This window comes from Kocuria sp. SL71, assembly GCF_026672465.1.
GTDB lineage: Bacteria > Actinomycetota > Actinomycetes > Actinomycetales > Micrococcaceae > Kocuria > Kocuria palustris.
In genome coordinates this window covers 1602305-1618067 of record NZ_JAPPRE010000001.1, presented here as the reverse complement: position 1 = coordinate 1618067, position 15763 = coordinate 1602305, and the positions used below count along the sequence as shown (strand labels likewise).

Below are 15763 nucleotides of genomic sequence, written 5' to 3'. Positions count from 1 at the left end.
CCGCGGGATCCCCCTGACGATAACCCGAGGTGCGCGCGGGCGCCCGCAGTCGTCGGCGAGCGCTCAGCGGATGATCAGGCAGGTCGTGGTGGCGTGAGCGATGAGCCGTCCGCTCTCGTCATGCACCTGGCCCTCAGCGGTCGCGGTGCGCCCGCCCACGTGGATCGTGGTGCCCTCGGCGCGCAGCCGCATGCCCTTCACGGACATCACCACGCGGCCCGCCTCGACCTCATCGAAGCTCATCCCGAGCAGCCGGCGGATCGACGGGACGGCGTCGGAATCGTGGTCCTTGAGCCAGCGCAGGGTCTCCAGCCCGGTCATCGACGACCAACCCGGATCCTGGGTCTTCCCTACAGCCTGTGCGGCGCCGGTCTGCTCGGCGGGCTCTCCCTCGGTCATGGGCGTCTTTTCCGATGGTGGGGCCGCATCAGCCCTCCAGCTGCTCGGAGAGCTCGAGCCAGCGCATCTCGAGCTCGTCGATCTCGTCCTTGGCGGCGTTCATGCGGGCGGTGATCTCGCCCAGGCCCTCGAAGTCGGTCTGGTCGTGGTCGGCCAGCTCCTGCTCGCGGGCAGCCACCGTCTCGCGCAGCTTGGACAGCTTGCGCTCGATCGACCCGACCTCCTTCTGCATGGCGCGGGACTCGGCCCCGGACAGGGAGGAGCCCTGCGAGGACGCGGAGGCGGCCATGGGGTTCGACTCGGAGGTCCGCAGCGCGGAGCCGTCGGCCAGACGCAGGTACTCGTCCACGCCGCCGGGCAGATGCCGGAGGCGGCCGTCGAGCACGGCGTACTGCTGATCGGTCACCCGCTCGAGCAGATAGCGGTCGTGGGAGACGACCAGCAGGGTGCCCGGCCAGGTGTCCAGCAAGTCCTCCATGGCCGCGAGCATGTCCGTGTCGAGGTCGTTGGACGGCTCATCCAGCACCAGGACATTGGGCTCCTCGAGCAGGATCAGCAGCAGCTGCAGGCGCCGCTTCTGCCCGCCGGAGAGATCCTTCACGGGCGTGGCCAGGTGCTCGTTGGTGAAGCCCAGCCGCTCGAGCAGCTGCCCGGGCGTCATCTCCTTGCCGCCGGTCACGTAGGAGGTCCGGTAGCGCCCGACCACATCCGAGACGCGGTCCTCGGCGACCTCCTCGAGCTCGCGCAGCTGCTGGGTCAGCACGGCCAGCTTCACGGTCTTGCCCCGCGTGACGGTTCCGGAGGTGGGCTGGACGTCGCCGGTGACGAGTCCCAGAAGAGTGGACTTGCCGGCGCCGTTGCGGCCCAGGATGCCGGTGCGCTCGCCGGGGGCGATCAGCCACGTCACGTCCTTGAGCACCGTGTGCTCGCCGGCCTCCCGGTGGCCGGTCTCCTCGTCGTCGTGGGCCCCGGTGTAGGTGACCCAGGCATCCTCGATGTCGACCACGCGCTTGCCCAGCCGCGAGACGGCCATCCGCGACAGCTCCAGGGTGTCGCGCGGCGGCGGGACATCGGAGATCAGCTCGTTGGCCGCCTCGATGCGGAACTTGGGCTTGGAGGTCCGGGCAGGGGCGCCGCGGCGCAGCCAGGCCAGCTCCTTCTTCATGAGGTTCTGCCGCTTGGCCTCGGTCACAGCGGCTTGTCGGTCGCGCTCGACGCGCTGCAGGACGTAGGCCGCATAGCCGCCCTCGAAGGGATCCACGATCCGGTCGTGGACCTCCCAGGTGGCGGTGGAGACCTCGTCCAGGAACCACCGGTCGTGGGTGACCACCACGAGCCCGCCCTGCGACTTGGGCCACCGCGAGTTCAGATGCCGGGCCAGCCAGGTGATGCCGTCGACGTCGAGGTGGTTGGTGGGCTCGTCCAGGAACAGCACATCCCACTCCTGGGCCAGCAGCGCGGCCAGGGCGGTGCGGCGGCGCTGGCCGCCGGAGAGCTCGCCCACCGGCGCGTCCCAGTCCAGATCGGCCACGAGCCCGCCGATGACGTCGCGCACCTTGGGATCGCCGGCCCATTCGTGCTCGGGACGATCCCCGACGACGGCCTGACCGACCGTCAGCGACGGATCCAGGACGTCCGCCTGGTCGAGCATCCCGATCCGGGTCCCGGAGCGCGAGGTCACGCGTCCCTGATCAGGGTCGATCCGTCCTGCGAGGACCTTCATGAGGGTCGATTTGCCGTCGCCGTTGCGCCCGACGATGCCGATGCGGTCGCCGGCGTCGATGCCGACCGTCACGCCCTCCAGAACCGTGCGGGTGGGAAAGGACAGGTGCAGGTTCTCCCCGCCGAGTAGATGAGCCATGATCCGCTCAGCCTATCGGCCGCGGCGGACGCCGGAGGGCCCGCGGCATCACCAGGAGCCTGAGTGCCGACTGGTAGTGTGGGCCAGCACGCGCGGTGCCCGCGGCAGCCGCGAGAGAAGCGGTCCCGCACCTGCCGCGCCGCGGTGCGATCCGCCTTGGTGTAATTGGCAGCACCCCGGCCTTTGGAGCCGTGGAGTCTAGGTTCGAACCCTAGAGGCGGAACCGACGGGACGCGGCAGCCCACCGACTCGTCCCGCCCCCTCGACATCCCATCCCAGAGGAGCACGACAGTCGTGAGCACAACGGAATCCGCCGGGGCGATGGTGCCGCCGGCCGCAGTGATCGTCCTGGCCGCGGGCAAGGGCACGCGGATGAAGTCCAAGACTCCAAAGATCCTGCACGAGATCTGCGGGCGCTCCATGGTCGAGCACTCCTTGGCGGCGGCGCGCTCGCTGGACCCGCAGCGCCTGGCCGTCGTGGTCCGACACGACCGGGACCGCGTGGCCCAGCACGTCCTGGCCTTCGACCCGGAGGCGATCATCGCCGATCAGTCCGAGGTCCCGGGCACCGGCTCCGCCGTGCTGGCCGGGCTCGAGGCCCTGGACGCCCAGCACCGGGTCGAGGGCACCGTGGTGGTCACCTACGGCGACGTCCCCCTGCTGACCCCGGACACGCTGGCCGATCTGGTGCGCACCCACCAGGACAACGGCAGCGCGGTCACGGTGCTCACCGCCCAGCACCCCGAGCCCGGCAAGTACGGGCGCATCCTGCGCGATGCCGACGGCTCCTTCGCCGATATCCGCGAGTTCAAGGACGCGACCGAGGCCGAGCGCGCGGTCGCCGAGATCAACTCGGGGATCTTCGCCTTCGACGCCGACGTCCTGCGGGACTCGCTGGCCGCGGTCACCACGGACAACGCCCAGGGCGAGATGTACCTGACCGACGTCCCCCGCATCGCCCGCGAGGCCGGCGGCCGCGTGGACGCCGCGCTCATGGAGGACTACATGGAGCTGGAGGGTGCCAACGACCGTGCGGCGCTGGCCGAGCTCGGCCGGCACCTCAACCAGGTCACGGTGCGCCGCCACCTGCTCAATGGCGTGACCGTCGTGGACCCGGCGAGCACCTGGATCGACGTCGAGGTCGCGATCGGGCAGGACGCCACGATCCTGCCGAACACGCAGCTGCACGGCGTCACCTCGATCGGCGAGGACGCAGTCGTGGGTCCGGACACCACCCTGGACGACGTCCAGGTCGGCCGCGGGGCCAAGGTCGTGCGCACGCACGGCTCGGACTCCCGGATCGGCGCCGGCGCCTCGGTGGGCCCGTTCGCCTACCTGCGCCCGGCCACGGAGCTGGGTGCCGACGGCAAGATCGGCACGTTCGTGGAGACCAAGAACTCCACGATCGGCGAGGGCTCCAAGGTCCCGCACCTGTCCTATGTGGGCGATGCCACCATCGGCGCCGGCTCCAACATCGGCGCCGCCTCCGTGTTCGTGAACTACGACGGCGTGAACAAGCACCGCACCACGATCGGCGATCACGTCCGCATGGGCTCGGACAACATGTACGTGGCCCCCGTGACGGTCGGCGACGGCGCCTACTCGGGTGCGTCCACCACCGTGCGCAAGGACGTCCCGGCAGGGGCCCTGGCGCTGACCGAGGGCCGTGCTGTGATCGTGGAGGGCTGGGTCGAGCAGCACCGCGCCGGCACCGCAGCCGCGGAGGCCTCGGCACGGGCCCGCACGGGTTCAGCTGAGTCTGGTACAACCGAAGGCACGTCCGCGGGGCAGACCGCGGACGGCACCGCGTCGGCCCGTGTGGCCGGAGAAAGCGAGTCACGATGACCGGGATCCTCAACAACGGATCGAGCCGCCTCGTCCTGCTCTCGGGCCGGGCGCACCTCCCGCTGGCTGAGGACGTCGCGCGCGAGCTCGGCACGGAGCTCGTGCCGACCGACGCCTACGACTTCGCCAACGGCGAGACCTACGTGCGCTTCAGCGAGTCCGTGCGCGGCGCCGACGCCTTCCTGATCCAGTCCCACCCGGCGCCGATCAACCACTGGATCATGGAGCAGCTGCTCATGCTGGACTCGCTCAAGCGGGCCTCGGCGAACTCGATCACCGTGGTCTCGCCGTTCTACCCGTACGCGCGCCAGGACAAGAAGCACCAGGGCCGCGAGCCCATCTCCGCTCGCCTGATCTCGGATCTGTACAAGACGGCGGGCGCCGACCGCCTGATGTCCGTGGACCTGCACACCGCCCAGATCCAGGGCTTCTTCGACGGCCCCGTCGACCACCTCATGGCCACCCCGATCCTGGCCGATCATGTGCGCACTCTGGTCGACGATGTCGACAACGTCACCGTGGTCTCCCCGGACACCGGGCGCGTGCGCGTCGCCGAGCAGTGGGCCGAGCGCCTGGGCGGCTCGCCGCTGGCCTTCGTGCACAAGACCCGCGACATCACCGTCCCCAACCAGGCGGTCTCCAAGGAGGTCGTCGGCCAGGTCGCCGGACGGACCTGCGTGCTGATCGACGACATGATCGACACCGCCGGCACGATCGCCGGCGCGGTGAAGGTCCTGAAAGCCGCAGGGGCCAAGGACGTCATCATCGCCGCGACCCACGCGGTGTTCTCGGACCCGGCGGTCGAGCGCCTGAAGAGCTGCGGCGCCCGCAAGATCGTGGTCACCGACACCCTGCCCGTCCCGCCGGAGCACCGCTTCGAGGGCCTCGAGGTCCTCTCGATCGCCCCTCTGCTGGCGCGGGCCATCCAGGAGGTCTTCGAGGACGGCTCGGTCACCAGCCTGTTCAACGGCCGCTCCTGACACCCGGCTGCCGCCGATCCTGAGATCGCCGCGGCGGACAGACGACGACGCCCTCGCTTCCGCACGGAAGCGAGGGCGTCGTGCTGTGCCGGACCCGGAAGGCGGGTCAGGACGAGTAGCGCTGCAGGAAGGCGGCCATGGCGTCGCGGTGGGTCTGGTCCAGGGGTCGGAAGGTGCCGTCGTTCCAGCCGGTCGTGATGCCCTGGGCGTTCATCCAGTGGATCTCCTTGTAGAAGGCCGAGCCGGGGCGCACGTCCTTGAACGAGGAGGTCTTCGGTGCGGTGTAGGCCGGCGATCCCGACATGCGGTAGAGCAGCGCGGCGGTGGCGTTGCGGTCGATGTCGTTCAGCGGGCGGAAGGTGCCGTCGGACCAGCCGGTGAGCAGGCCCTGGGAGCGGGCCCAGGTGATCTCCTTGTAGAAGGCCGAGGACGGGGACACATCCTTATAGGGGGAGACCTTGGGCGGAGTGTAGGCGGGCGAGCCGGCCATGCGGTAGGCCACGGCGGCCATCGCGTTGCGGTCGATGTTCTGGGTCGGGCGGAAGGTGCCGTCCGACCAGCCGGTGAGCAGGCCCTTCGACTTGGCCCAGCTGATCTCGGAGGCGAAAGGATAATCGCCCGGCACATCGGCGAAGGGCCCGGCAGGGACGGTCTTGCGGGTCGCCTGGGGCTTCACGGCGGAGCTGGTGGTGGGCTTGGCCGTCGTCGTGGATGAGGTGACCGACGAGCGGGCGTCGGAGGGGCCGTAGCCCGAGGCATAGCCGTAGCCGTCGACGACCGAGACGATCCGCCAGGGCTGCCCGGTGCGAGCAAGGTTCCCATCGGCGATCGTGACGCCGATGCCGATCACATCGATCTTGGGGGAGAGCAGCACCTTGTTGTGATCAGGGGAGTTCTTCCACCAGGTGACGAGGGCCTTGGGGTTGATCGAGTACTCGAGGGCCGTGATCTCGTTCATGGCGTCCACGCCGGCGCCGCGTCGGGGATCGGAGACGAAGTTCAGGGAGTGGCTGACGTACTCGGCACGCACCACTCGATCGGACTCGTCCTGGGCGATGCCGGTGATCGTGGAGGAGTAGCGCACGGGCTTGAGGCCGCGAGCCGTCCGGTAGGCATTGATCTCGCTGAGGATCTGCTGCCGGTAGCCGTCCTTCTGGGACGAGGCCACGCTGACGATGTCCTGGGAGGCGGCCTGGGCGGGTGCGGGCCCGAGCATCACGGGCAGGGCAGTGAGGGCCGCGGCGGCCAGCGCTGCGCCGGCGAGTCGATGGCGAACGGAACGGGTCATGGGTCACTTCCCTTGCTGGCACGGACAATGTGCCGTCTGAGCGGTTGCATCTGGTCCCGGACGCAGGAGCGCGTCCGGGCGGTGCTGCGTCCGTGACGGGGAAGAGCCTCGGGGCAGAGCGTCGGGGCTCGCAGTCGCGCGGGTGACGGCTGCGAGCCGGGCGGGAGCGGCTGCGGCAGGGGGTCCTGCCGCAGCCGCGATGGTCAGCGGGTCCTGACGGCGCCCGAGCGCCGGGCGGGCGGGCACCGTCAGGGGTCAGTTGGCGAAGCGGTAGAGGAAGGCGGCCATGGCGTCGCGGTGGGTCTGGTCCAGGGGTCGGAAGGTGCCGTCGTTCCAGCCGGTGGTGATGCCCTGGGCGTTCATCCAGTGGATCTCCTTGTAGAAGGCGGATCCGGCGGGGACGTCCTTGAAGGAGGTGGTCCGCGGTGCGGTGTAGGACGGGGAGCCGGCCATGCGGTAGAGCAGCGCTGCCGTGGCGTTGCGGTCGATGTCGTTCAGCGGGCGGAAGGTGCCGTCGGACCAGCCGGTGAGCAGGCCCTTCGAGCGTGCCCAGGTGATCTCCTTGTAGAAGGCCGACTGCGGGGTCAGGTCCTTGTAGGGGGAGACGCGCGGCGGGGTGTAGGCGGGGGAGCCTGCCATGCGGTAGGCGACCGCGGCCATGGCGTCGCGGTTGATGTTCTGGGTCGGGCGGTAGGTGCCGTCCGACCAGCCGTTGAGGTACTTCTTGTTCTTGGCCCAGGTGATCTCGGTGGCGAACTGATTGCTGGCCGAGACATCGCGGAACGGGCCGGCGGTCGTGGGCGCGGTCGTCGGGGCCTTGCCGCCGATCGGGCGATAGTTCGGGTTGATGGCCAGGTCGCGCAGCTTGGCTGCGCTGCCGCCGAACACGTTCGAGTCGCCGGAGAACGGGCCGGTCTCGGAGTACTGCCAGATGTCGTAGGTGCTCCAGCCGTTGGGCATGACTCCGGGGGAGCCGGTCCAGCGCGCGATCATCAGCGGGTGGTCGTTGAACCGAGCGGTGTTGCCGGTGCAGGTGGCCCACCAGTCGGTCGTCGAGTAGATCGCGGGCAGACGGCCCGTGCGCTTCTCGTAGCGGTTCGAGAAGCTCTCGATCCAGTTGACCATCTCCGACTGGGAGAGATTGAAGCAGATGTTGCCGTAGGCCGGGTACGGGTTGTACTCGATGTCCAGCAGGCCGGGCAGCGTGCGGCCGTCGGCGGACCAGCCGCCGCCGTTGTCCACGAAGTAGTCCGCCTGCGCAGCACCGGTGGAGGTGCGGGTCGGCACGGCGAAGTGGTAGGCGCCGCGGGTCATCCCGGCCTGATAGGAGCCGATGTACTGGCTGCCGAAGGCGGACGAGGTGTAGGTGGTGCCCTCGGTCGCCTTGACATAGGCGAAGCGGGCGCCCATGGAGTACTCCCGCGTCCAGTTCACCGACGGCTGCCATCCCGAGACATCCATGCCCTGGATGCCGGAGGGCTGCCAGGCGCTGCCGAGCACGCTCAGCGACATGGCGCCGATGGGACCCGAGGTGGACGACGCGGAGGCGGTGTCCTCGGGATCGGGAAGGTCCCCGCCCTCGATCTGCTCCATGGTCTCCTCGGAGTCCTCCGAGAGGTGCTTGGCCTCCTCGACCGTCTTCTGGTACTGGCCCATGGTGGCACCGGGAGTGTCATCGCCGGTGCTCGGAGCGGACTGCGGCAGCTCGGGGTCGTCGTAGGAGGCCACGGCCTCGTCGTCGTAGGAGACGACCTCGCCGTCGACCAGGGGCAGCTCGCCCGCCGGGGCGCCCGCATCGGTGGTGCCGGTGGCGGGGGACTCCTCGGCGTGGGACGGGGCGGCGGTGAGAAGGGAGGTGATGGTCAGAGCCGTCAGGGACAGCACGGAGCAGGTCGCGGTGTGGCGGGGGGAGGGAGACACGCGGGGCCTATCTGTTCGGGGGGGGAGGGGGCAGCATCCGCGACGCACCCGGGCGCGCGGACGCCCCAAAGCATAAGCGAGTCTCGGGTTATTTATCAGGTCGTTATCAGCAATTTCTGGGGAATCATGATACAAAAGTGTATCGCTGCTGATCGCACGCATCTGCGCAGATCACGAACAGATTAATAACAGGTTGGGGGACAGCCGAGCGATGCCGCGGCAGACGCCTCGAGGCCGCGCCGCCGGTACCGGTGGCGCGGCCTCGAGGAGGTCGCTGGAGCGGGATCGGAGCCGGCAGCCAGTGCCGCCGAGCTCACAGCGCCCGCGCTGGGCTGAGACTCAGTAGGCGCCTTCGTGGGCGAAGACGGCCTTCACGGTGCGCAGGAGGATCAGCAGGTCCTCGAGCACCGACCAGTTCTCGACGTAGTAGAGGTCCAGGCGCACTGCCTGCTCCCAGTCGAGGTCCGAGCGTCCCGAGACCTGCCACAGGCCCGTGATGCCGGGCTTGACCCGCAGACGACGGTGCACGTACGAGTCGTACTTGCTGACCTCGGAGTCCAGCGGGGGACGGGGTCCCACGAGCGACATGTCGCCCCGCAGGACGTTGAGGAACTGGGGCAGCTCATCGAGGCTGTAGCGCCGCAGCACCTTGCCGGGCCCGGTGACTCGGGGGTCGTCCTTCATCTTGAACAGGACGTCGCCGCCGGACTCGTTCTCGGCCAGCAGAGCAGCCTTGCGCTCCTCGGCATCCGTGTACATGGACCGGAACTTCAGCATCTTGAAGTGCGTCCCGTCCAGGCCCACGCGCTGCTGGCGGAACAGGACGGGGCCGCGGTCGTGGGCCTTCACCGCCAGGGCGACCACCAGCATGATCGGCGAGAACGCGATCAGCGCCCCCAGCGCGCCCACGATGTCGACCAGGCGCTTGAGCATCCGCCGTGAGCGGGTCATGCGCGGGGTGGCCACGTGGATGAGGGGCAGGCCGGCGACCTGCTGCGTGTGGATGCGCGGACCCGCGATGTCCGTGAGCCCGGTGTTGAGCACGAGTCGCACGTGGGCATCGGCGAGGTACCAGGAGAGGTGGCGGATCTCGGCCGAGGTCAGCGGCGAGCTGTTGGTCAGCACCAGGGTCTGGATGCGGTGGCGGCGCACGGCCTCCAGGATTCCGGAGACCGAGGGGGTCTGGTCGGGGGCCAGCGCATTGGGGATCTCGATCTCCTCGAGATTCGAGGGCATCTGCTTGCGGGTGGTGGGGGTGTAGACCGCCACCGGGTCCAGCCCGGACTCGACGTGCGCGCGCAGCGACTCGGCGGTCTCGAGGGCGCCGCGACGACGGCCCACGATCATGGTGGGCGCCATGGCCTCGCCCGCGCGACGGCGGCGGATCAGCTGGGAGCGCAGCATCACGCGGCCCAGGATCAGCAGCGCCGCACCGGCCGGCAGGGCCACGAGCACGTAGCCGCGCGCCACGGGCAGCGCCAGGGCGTAGGAGACGATCGCCACGGCGCTGAAGACCATCAGGGTCGCGGTGAGGACCTGCCGGGCCTCCTCCATGCCGCTGCCGATCAGCCGCACGGCTCGGGTGCCGCGCAGATCCAGCGCGCACCACCACAGCAGGCCGATGATCAGGCCCACCACGAGGTAGTGGATGCCGAACCGGCCGATGATCAGCTCAGCCTGGGCATCGGGGAGGCTGAAGCGGGCCACCTGGGCCAGCACGAGCGTGACCACGATGGCCAGGGCATCCACGACCCGCATGCGGGTGACGTATCCGGTGCGCCACTGCTGCTCCGTGGCGGTCGGCAGCGGACGGGACGGGGCATCCGGGGTGGGGATGATGCGGATGGGGCCGGTGGTCGGCTCCCCGCCGCTGCCGTCGGGCCGGCGGGGCAGGGGAGCAGGGTTGTGGCGCGCAGACCCCTTGTGCTCCGTGGTGGCCGCGGGGCCTGAGCCCGCGCCCTGCGACGGGTGCGCGCGGCGCTGCGAGCGGTACTCCCGGGCGGTCGTGCGGCGATCGGTCTGCGGCGATGTGCCGAGCGAGCTGCTCATGGATGATTCCTCCCCCTGGTGGAATGCGCCGAGGCGATCGCGCCTGGTCCCTGATCGTCGCCGCGGCACTGCCGCGGGTGCGTCGTGCGATGACGGCGCCGTCGATGAGGGCCACGCGCTGCTAGGGGCGTCCCGATGCTTTTCCTGCGATGCTGATGCGGGTCAGCGCCCGCGACCTGCTCGGAATCCGCCGTCCCCACGGCTGATCTCGAGCGGGAGCGCGAGCATCCCACGGGCCCATCCTACGAGTCCGGAGCCCGATATGGGTGTTCTCTGCTGTGGTCTCTTGGTCGGGGCGTCGGGCGAGCCGGGGACAGCTCGACCCGTGTGACATGGGACGATGTCCGCATTCCGGGGTCGTGAGCGCAGGCTGGTATGCTGTGCGGGCTGCCGAGGCGAGGGGAGCGCGCGGGTGAGATCCCGCGGACTCCCGTGATCGACGAGGCTGGTACCTGCTCTTCCAGCGCATCCGGAGCTCGAGGCTCGCGGATCCCGCGCACGGGATGATCCGATCGGATGCCTCGCGTCCGAGTCCGGAAAGCCGTGGAGGCTGAAGGTCCCGGTCGCTCGCCGATCGGCACCGATGAACCACCACGAGAACCCGTTGCATCAGGAGGAGCCACCATGGCTGATACCACCAAGGTCCCCGGCGAGGTCCGCACCGACTTCGGCAAGGGCTACGCCCGCCGCATCCGCCAGGCCGACAAGATCCCCGCCGTCATCTACGGCGCCGGTCACGATCCCATCCACGTGTCCCTGCCGGGCCACGACATGATGCTGATCTCCCGCAATGCCAACGCCGTGATCGAGGTCCTGGCCGATGACGGCCAGAAGCACCTGGCCATGCTCAAGGACATCCAGCGCCACCCGATCCGCCCGGAGATCTACCACATCGATCTGCTGACGGTGAAGCGCGGCCAGAAGGTCGAGGTCGACCTGCCGATCAACGTGACCGGCGAGGTCGACCCCTCCGCGATCTACACGCAGGAGGAGACCACTCTCACCGTCATGGCCGACGCCCTGAACGTCCCGGAGCAGGTCGAGCTCGACATCGAGGGCCGCACGCCGGGCGAGCACGCGCTCGTGTCGGACATCGTGGTGCCGTCGGGCGTCGAGGTCCTCACCGACCCCGAGACCATGGTCATCAACGTCTCCGAGCCCATCGAGCAGGATCTCGGCGAGGAGCCGGAGACCGAGGACGAGGGTGCCGAGGGCGAGTCCGGCGAGGAGTCGGGCGAGTCCGAGGGCGGCGAGGCTTCCGACGAGGAGTCCTCCGACTCCGAGTGATCCCCCTGTGCGCCCGGCTCCGGCCGACGGCGCACCGGATCCCGATGGCACCCCGTCCGCGCGACGGGGTGCCATCGTCGTCCTGGCGCGCGAGCGGGCAGGATGGACCGAGCGCACGGTGTGCGTCACGGACACGATGACGACGACGAGCACTTCGAGGAGCAGCCCCGCATGACGACCGATCGCTGGATCGTGGTGGGACTGGGCAATCCCGGTCCCCAGTACGCGACCACCCGCCACAACGTGGGCCAGATGGTGCTCGACGAGCTCGCCGGCCGCACCGGAGGCAGCTTCTCGGCGCACAGGTCGCGGGCCCAGGTCATCGAGACCCGCCTGCGCCCGGGCGGCCCGCGCCTGGTGCTGGCCAAGCCGCTGACGTACATGAACACGTCGGGCGGGCCGGTGAGCGCGCTGCTGAAGTACTACGACGCGACCCCGGAGCAGCTGATCGTGGTCCACGACGAGCTCGACATCCCCTTCGACACCCTGCGCCTCAAGCGCGGCGGCGGCGAGGGCGGGCACAACGGGCTGCGCGACATCTCCAAGGCCACCGGCACCAAGGACTACCTGCGCGTGCGGGTGGGGGTGGGGCGTCCTCCGGGGCGCATGGACACTGCCGACTACGTGCTGCGCCCGTTCGGCTCGGCCGAGGCCAAGGACCTGCCGCTGCACCTGGACCGGGCGGCCGATGCCGTCGAGCGGATCATCGACGACGGCCTCACCGCCGCCCAGAACGCCTTCCACAGCTCCTGAGGCTCCGCTGGGCCGTCGGAGCCCTGGACTACCGTGGATACACCGTCCCGCGCCTCGTGCGCCGGACGGGCCCGACGCGATGGAGGCATCTCGACATGGACACCCCGAACGGACCCCTCGACGACGCCGAGGCCCGGCGCCTGGCCGCCGATTTCCCGATCCTGCAGCGCGAGCTCGACGGCCGCAGGCTGGTCTACCTGGACTCCGGGGCCACCTCCCAGCGCCCCGTCAGCGTGCTGGATGCCGAGCGCTCCTTCCTGGAGACGTCCTACGCTGCCGTGCACCGCGGCGCGCACACCCTGGCCGTCGAGGCCACGGACGCCTTCGAGGACGCTCGCCGCACGGTCGCCGGCTTCGTCGGCGCGCAGGAGGAGGAGATCGTGTGGACCTCGAACGCCACCGAGGGCCTGAACCTGCTCACCTACGCCTTCTCGAACGCGACCGCAGGCTCCAACGGTGCCACCGAGGCCTCGCAGCGCTTCCGCCTGGGTCCCGGCGACGAGATCGTGATCACCGAGGCCGAGCACCACGCCAACCTGGTGCCGTGGCAGGAGCTGTGCGCTCGCACCGGAGCCTCGCTGCGCTGGATCCCGGTCGACGACCGCGGCCTCCTCGAGCTCGAGGCCCTCGAGGAGGTCGTGACCGAGCGGACCAGGGTGCTGGCCTTCGCCCACGTCTCCAACGTCACCGGCGCCGTCAACGACGTCTCCGCGCTGGTCGCGGCGGCCCGCCGGGTGGGAGCGCTCGTGGTGCTCGACGCCTGCCAGTCGGTGCCGCACTTCCCGGTGGACTTCCATGCCCTCGACGTCGACTTCGCCGTGTTCTCCGGGCACAAGATGCTCGGGCCCACGGGCATCGGCGCGCTCTGGGGCCGCCGCGAGCTGCTCGAGGCGCTGCCCACCTTCCTGACCGGCGGGTCCATGATCACCCGGGTCACCATGGAGGCCAGCGAGTACATGCCGGCCCCCACCCGGTTCGAGGCCGGCACCCAGCGCATCTCCCAGGCGGTCGCCCTTGCGGAGGCCGTGCGCTACCTCGAGGGCATCGGCATGTCCCGGATCGAGGCGCGTGAGGCCGAGCTCGGCCAGCGCCTGGCCGCCGGGGTCGAGCAGCTGCCCGGAGTGCGGCTCGTGGGCCCGCCGGCCGGAGAGCCCCGCGTGGGCCTGGCCTCCGTGGTGGTGGACGGCGTGCACTCCCACGACGTCGGCCAGCTGCTCGATGTGGCCGGGGTTGCCGTGCGCGTGGGGCACCACTGCGCCCAGCCGCTGCACCGGCGGCTCGGCACCGCGGCGACCACGCGGGCCAGCGCCTACGTGCACAGCACCACGGAGGACATCGACCGGTTCCTGGAGGAGCTGGGGAAGGTGCGGGCCTACTTCCGGGTCGGCGAGGACACCAGCGCCGCCAGCAGCGGGAAGGAGAGGGCATGAGCGAGCTTGATCAGATGTACCAGGAGGTGATCCTGGACCACTCCAAGCGCCGCATCGGCGAGGGCCTGGCGGCCGAGATCCGGGAGCGGCCCGGCAAGGACGCCGTCACGGAGCCGGTGGGGCAGGAGAGCGCCGCCGGGGCGGACCACGAGTACAACCCCACCTGCGGCGATGAGATCCGGCTGCGGGTGGGCCTGCGCGGTGAGACCGTCGAGTCTGTGACCTGGGAGGGCGATGGCTGCTCGATCTCCATGGCCGCGGCCTCCGTGCTCTCGGAGATGGCGCCCGGCTCGTCCCTGGAGCAGCTGCGCGAGCAGCTGGACGCCTTCCGAGAGATGCTGCACTCGCGCGGTCGCATCGAGCCGGATGTCGAGCTGCTGGGTGATGCCGCGGCCTTCGCCGGCGTCTCGCGCTTCGTCGCCCGGGTGAAGTGCGCGGCGCTCGGCTGGGTCGCGGCCGAGAAGGCGATCGAGCGGGCTCAGGCCGGGCAGCAGGGCTGAGCGCCGGCCTCCGCCCTGGCTCACGACGACGGCGCTGCACCTCCTCGAGAAGGAAGGTGCAGCGCCGGCGTCGTCGGTGCGCGGAACCGAGCGCGCCGATCAGCCCATGGTGTCCACCTCGGCGCCCTCGTCGCGCAGCTTCTTGTAGTGGCGGTTGCGAGCCACGAGCAGGCCGCCGCCTGCAAGCGCGGCGATCGTGGAGCCGAAGAGGATGCCGACCTTCGCATGGTCGTTGTGCGGGGAGCCGATGCCGAAGGACAGCTCGGCGACCAGCAGCGAGACCGTGAAGCCGATGCCGGCCACCATGGCCAGGCCCGCCATGTCGATCCACTGGTAGTCGCGGTCCTTGCTGGCAGGGGTGAACCGGTCCATCAGCCACGCGGAGCTGAAGACGCCGATCATCTTGCCGAAGACCAGTCCCAGCACGATGCCGACGGCCACGGTGTCGGTGGCCGCCGAGCGGATCCCGTCCACACCGCCGACGGCCACGCCGGCGGAGAAGAAGGCGAAGATCGGAACGGCCAGTCCGTTGGACAGCGGGCGGAAGCGGTGCTCGAGGGTCGGGGCCAGGCCCTGGGCGGGGTCCTCGTCGTTGATCACGTGCGGACGGGTCTTCAGCACAGGGGTCGCGAAGCCGAGCAGCACGCCGGCGATCGTGGCGTGGATGCCGCTGTTGTACATGAGGATCCAGACCACGAAGCCCAGGGGCAGCAGGATGACCCAGGCGGCCCAGGCCCGCGCCATGAAGAACGAGGCGAAGCGGTGGGTCAGCACCCAGTACACGGCCAGCACGGCGAACGAGGCCAGCAGGGGCAGGAAGCTGAAGCCGTGGCTGTAGAAGATGGCGATGATGACGATCGCGATGAGGTCATCGACCACGGCCAGCGTGAGCAGGAAGGTGCGCATGGCCACCGGCAGCGCGGAGCCCACCACGGCCAGCACGGAGACCGCGAAGGCGATGTCCGTGGCGGTGGGGATGGCCCAGCCCTGGATGGTCGAGGGGTCCGAGCCGGCGGTCAGGTTGAGCACCGCGTAGATGATCGCCGGCACAGCTGCGCCGCCGAAGGCCGCCACGATCGGCACGGCGGCCTTGGCCGGATTGTGCAGCTCGCCGTCCACGAAGGAGGCCTTGAGCTCCAGGCCGGTCAGGAAGAAGAAGATCGCCAGGAGGCCGTCGGCGGCCCATTCGCCGACGGTGTGCGTGAGGCCCGGGAGGGCGTGGATGCCGACCTCGGCGTCGCGCACTCCGAAGTAGAGGGACTCGGCGGGCGTGTTCGCCAGGACGAGGGCGGCGATCAGCGCCACGAGCAGCAGCACGCCGCCCACCAGATCCTGTCGCAGGGCGTCCCCGAGACGGAGCAGAGGCGATCTGCGGGCTGAGCGTTCCTGGGGCATCGAGGACCTTCCGTACGGCATGGCGTCGACCGGTGCGGGACACCCGTCGCGGATCG

General features: G+C 70.2%; 12 protein-coding genes and 1 tRNA gene. 7 read left to right on the top strand and 6 right to left on the bottom strand.

What is annotated here, in order from left to right; translation table 11 throughout:
• Positions 1-63 precede the first annotated feature (63 nt).
• Positions 64-399 (bottom strand): PaaI family thioesterase, encoded by a 336-nt coding sequence (locus tag OVA15_RS07225; protein ID WP_024290010.1) that lies wholly within the window; start codon positions 397-399, stop codon positions 64-66.
• Between the two features lie 28 nt (positions 400-427).
• Entirely contained in the window at positions 428-2260 is a 1833-nt protein-coding gene (locus OVA15_RS07220) for an ABC-F family ATP-binding cassette domain-containing protein (protein WP_268144054.1), read from the bottom strand.
• Positions 2261-2410: 150 nt separating this feature from the next.
• On the opposite strand from OVA15_RS07220, the gene OVA15_RS07215 reads away from it, so the two are divergent.
• The 3 genes from OVA15_RS07215 (at position 2411) to OVA15_RS07205 (ending at position 5085) form a co-directional block, all read left to right on the top strand.
• Positions 2411-2483 (top strand) — tRNA-Gln (locus OVA15_RS07215).
• 98 nt (positions 2484-2581) lie between these two features.
• Positions 2582-4105: a bifunctional UDP-N-acetylglucosamine diphosphorylase/glucosamine-1-phosphate N-acetyltransferase GlmU gene (gene glmU / locus OVA15_RS07210; RefSeq protein WP_206390392.1), complete on the top strand. Its 1524-nt coding sequence runs from the start codon at positions 2582-2584 to the stop codon at positions 4103-4105.
• On the top strand, positions 4102-5085 hold the full coding sequence (locus OVA15_RS07205) for a ribose-phosphate diphosphokinase (protein ID WP_053447763.1): 984 nt from the start codon (positions 4102-4104) through the stop codon (positions 5083-5085). The genes glmU and OVA15_RS07205 overlap by 4 nt, the downstream gene beginning before the upstream one ends.
• A 106-nt stretch (positions 5086-5191) precedes the next feature.
• On the opposite strand, the gene OVA15_RS07200 is transcribed toward OVA15_RS07205, so the two are convergent.
• The 3 genes from OVA15_RS07200 to OVA15_RS07190 all read right to left on the bottom strand — a co-directional run bounded on the left by OVA15_RS07200 (position 5192) and on the right by OVA15_RS07190 (position 10342).
• A complete protein-coding gene (locus tag OVA15_RS07200) occupies positions 5192-6373 on the bottom strand; it encodes an S-layer homology domain-containing protein (RefSeq protein WP_268144051.1) in 1182 nt (393 codons plus the stop codon).
• A gap of 255 nt (positions 6374-6628) precedes the next feature.
• Positions 6629-8293 carry a GH25 family lysozyme gene (locus tag OVA15_RS07195; protein ID WP_206390329.1) on the bottom strand — a complete coding sequence of 555 codons (1665 nt, stop codon included), beginning with the start codon at positions 8291-8293 and terminating at the stop codon, positions 6629-6631.
• A gap of 339 nt (positions 8294-8632) precedes the next feature.
• Entirely contained in the window at positions 8633-10342 is a 1710-nt protein-coding gene (locus OVA15_RS07190) for a sugar transferase (RefSeq protein WP_268144047.1), read from the bottom strand.
• 624 nt (positions 10343-10966) lie between these two features.
• Here OVA15_RS07190 and OVA15_RS07185 point away from each other — a divergent pair.
• The 4 genes from OVA15_RS07185 to sufU all read left to right on the top strand — a co-directional run bounded on the left by OVA15_RS07185 (position 10967) and on the right by sufU (position 14312).
• Positions 10967-11629, top strand: a complete 663-nt coding sequence (locus OVA15_RS07185) for a 50S ribosomal protein L25/general stress protein Ctc (protein ID WP_268144045.1) — start codon at positions 10967-10969, stop codon at positions 11627-11629.
• 171 nt (positions 11630-11800) lie between these two features.
• Positions 11801-12382 carry an aminoacyl-tRNA hydrolase gene (gene pth, locus OVA15_RS07180; RefSeq protein WP_268144043.1) on the top strand — a complete coding sequence of 194 codons (582 nt, stop codon included), beginning with the start codon at positions 11801-11803 and terminating at the stop codon, positions 12380-12382.
• 95 nt (positions 12383-12477) lie between these two features.
• Positions 12478-13812, top strand: a complete 1335-nt coding sequence (locus OVA15_RS07175; RefSeq protein ID WP_053447758.1) for a SufS family cysteine desulfurase — start codon at positions 12478-12480, stop codon at positions 13810-13812.
• Complete coding sequence (gene sufU / locus OVA15_RS07170; RefSeq protein WP_053447757.1) at positions 13809-14312, top strand: Fe-S cluster assembly sulfur transfer protein SufU; 504 nt, start codon at positions 13809-13811, stop codon at positions 14310-14312. Before OVA15_RS07175 ends, sufU begins: the two co-directional genes overlap by 4 nt.
• A 99-nt stretch (positions 14313-14411) precedes the next feature.
• On the opposite strand, the gene nhaA is transcribed toward sufU, so the two are convergent.
• Positions 14412-15707 carry a Na+/H+ antiporter NhaA gene (gene nhaA / locus OVA15_RS07165; RefSeq protein WP_268144040.1) on the bottom strand — a complete coding sequence of 432 codons (1296 nt, stop codon included), beginning with the start codon at positions 15705-15707 and terminating at the stop codon, positions 14412-14414.
• Positions 15708-15763: the final 56 nt, after the last annotated feature.